This window comes from Hydrogenivirga sp. (assembly GCF_056450045.1).
The window spans coordinates 1-2,061 of record NZ_JBWONM010000084.1; the positions used below are offsets into that span (position 1 = coordinate 1).

At 52.7% G+C, this 2,061-nt stretch carries 2 protein-coding genes; one reads left to right on the plus strand and one right to left on the minus strand.

The genetic code is table 11. The features are described from left to right. A partial coding sequence (exbB, locus tag AC1HCM_RS03480; RefSeq protein WP_479460389.1) for a TonB-system energizer ExbB occupies window positions 1-383 on the minus strand: 383 nt, incomplete at its 3' end. A 73-nt stretch (window positions 384-456) separates the two neighbouring features. Between exbB and AC1HCM_RS03485 the strand changes: the two genes are divergently transcribed. Continuing rightward, window positions 457-2,061 (plus strand): TonB-dependent receptor plug domain-containing protein (locus AC1HCM_RS03485; RefSeq protein WP_479460390.1); only part of this gene is annotated, 1,605 nt, incomplete at its 3' end.

The following is a 2,061-nucleotide window of genomic DNA, read 5'->3' on the forward strand; positions in this document are numbered from 1 at the left end:
ACCTTCCTGAGGAGAAAGTTGTAAAGGACTACGGAGGGTATGGCCACCAGAAGCCCCACCGCTGTAGCCTTCAGAGCGAGGGCGAGCCCCACCATTATCTCCTTCGTGTTTACAAAGCCCTGAGAGCTTATTGTGTAGAAGGTGAGCATTATCCCCAATACCGTCCCGAGCAGCCCCACGTAGGGAGCGTTTGAACCCACCGTTGCCACCACAAACAAACCTCTCGTTAGCGCTACCTCAAGCTCCTGCCTGCTCCTGAACTTCCTCAGGTTCACGCTTCTCAGAAAGAGCAGTCTCTCAACCGAAACCGCAACGGACACAAGGCTCATAACCAGAAGCAGTCCTATGACTCCATAGTCAACGAGCTCCTTGATACCCTCCATACTGTTAATTTTATGATAAAATTCACGTTAAATTAATGTTAAAATTAACACAAGATTAACATGGAGGTGAGTTATGAAAAGGACCCTTCTGCTGGTAGCTCCCCTCTCCCTGTCTTTTGCCCAGGAGCTTCTCCTAAAAGAGATTGAGGTAAAAGCCAAAAGAGAAGTCCTGACCCCTCAGGAGGTGAGGGAAAGCTTTGCCAAGGACCCCGGGGAGGCTCTGACCAAGATTGAAGGCATATGGAAGGTCAGGAAGGGAGGCATAGCCAACGACATAGTCCTGAGAGGCTTTCAGAGGGCAAACATCAACGTACTCTTTGACGGCTCCAGAATCTACAACGCCTGTCCCAACAGGATGGACCCTCCAGCCTTCCACATAGACTTCGCAGAGGTGGAAGAGATAGAGGTGATAAAGGGACCCTACGATGTGAGGAACTACGGGAGCCTCGGCGGGACCATAAACATAAAGACCCACAAACCGAGGAAAGGCTTCCACGGGAAGCTTAACTTAGCCCTCGGCTCCTTCTCCTACCTGAGCCCATCTCTGAGACTTTCCTACGCTACGGATACCCTCTACGGACTCGCAGGATACTCCTACAGGTACTCAAAGCCCTACAGGACGGGGGAGGGAAAGAGGTTTACCGAATACGCCAACTACAAGCCCTCAGAGATAGACTCCACCGCCTTCAGGATAAACACAGGCTGGGCAAAGCTCGGCATAAGACCCACAAAAGGTGTGGAGTCTGAGCTCTCTTACACAGCCCAGAAGGCGAGGGACGTGCTCTATCCCTACCTGATGATGGACTCCCCAAAGGACGATGCGGACAGGCTCAGCCTCAAGCTCAGGCTCAAAAACCTAAAGCTGACAACTTACTACTCCCACATATACCACCAGATGAACAACTCCAAGAGGACATCCACGATGTTCATGGAGACCATAGCCAAAACTACCACCTACGGTGGTAAGCTGGAATACCAGCTCAAAGACCTGACCCTCGGGCTTGAGTCCTTCAGCTGGAACTGGAAGGCGAGAACCCAGATGGGCACCATGTTTCAGAACACCATACCCGACGTTGACTTTCTCAATTTGGGACTCTTCACAGAGCTCAGGAAAGCCCTCTCAAGAAGGCTCAGGCTCGTAGCGGGTCTCAGGCTTGACTCCACCCAAACGAAGGCTGACCCCAAAAAGGCTAACACGGAGCTTTACTACACCTACCACAACACGAGGGAAACCTCCAAGAGGGACACCTACCCCTCGGGCAACGTCCAGCTCTTCTACAGCCTGAGCAGATCCGGAGAGCTCTTCCTCGGTCTTGGCTACAGCGTTAGGGTTCCCGACGCTCAGGAGAGGTACTTTGCGCTGAACAGGTCGGGGATGATGGAGACCCTTTACGGCGACTGGGTCGGAAACCCGAACCTTAAACCCTCCAAGAACACGGAGCTTGATGTGGGACTGAGGTGGAAGACGATGAGTCTTAACGCGGACGCCACCCTCTTTTTCAGCTACGTCAAGGACTACATAACCCTCTACAACCAGACGAACGTCAACAACACGGGACTCGGTACAAAGGCACGCTCTTACACAAACGTTGACGCGCGCTTTTATGGGGGAGAGCTGAGGGCAACGTATTCCCTTACCCAGACCCTCTTCCTTGACGGGGGAGCCTCCTACGTGGTG